The following is a 471-nucleotide window of genomic DNA, read 5'->3' as shown; positions in this document are numbered from 1 at the left end:
TTGCAACTTTTGTATCCGTTGATATTTTAAATCCGTTTAACATGTCCGAAAAAGCTGGAAATAAAGAAAGTATTGTCGACCTAAAAGCCACGACTGAAAACGGAATAATCGTAATCATTGAAATTCAAACTTACTCGACTAAAAATTTCTTTGAACGAACTTTGTATTATTGGAGTAAAAATTATTCAAATGTTTTAAAGAAAGGCGAAGAGTATCCTGAATTAAAGCCCGTTATAAGCATTAATTTAATTGACTATATTTTATTTGATAAAACAGATAACCGAATGCATACTTGCTATTTGCTTAAAGAAAAAAATACTAATAAAATATTAACCGACCACATCCAACTTCATTATGTTGAAATTCCAAAATTTGATAAAAATTCTAATGTAAAAAGCGAATTAAAAAATTGGATATTATTTTTAAAATCAAACAAGGAGGAAGATATGTCTCAATTATTAAAAGAAGACA

Annotated in this window: 1 protein-coding gene; it reads left to right on the top strand. The window is 27.0% G+C overall.

Features of this window, described 5'->3' with window-relative positions; genetic code table 11:
• Window positions 1–41: 41 nt before the first annotated feature.
• A partial coding sequence (locus EZH24_RS13405; RefSeq protein WP_236847278.1) for an Rpn family recombination-promoting nuclease/putative transposase occupies window positions 42–471 on the top strand: 430 nt, incomplete at its 3' end.

Origin of the sequence: Brachyspira catarrhinii (assembly GCF_005518285.1) — a bacterium.
Classification (GTDB): Bacteria; Spirochaetota; Brachyspiria; order Brachyspirales; family Brachyspiraceae; genus Brachyspira; species Brachyspira catarrhinii.
Note: the sequence above shows the minus strand (reverse complement) of the source record. Positions and strands in the feature narration are given on the sequence as shown.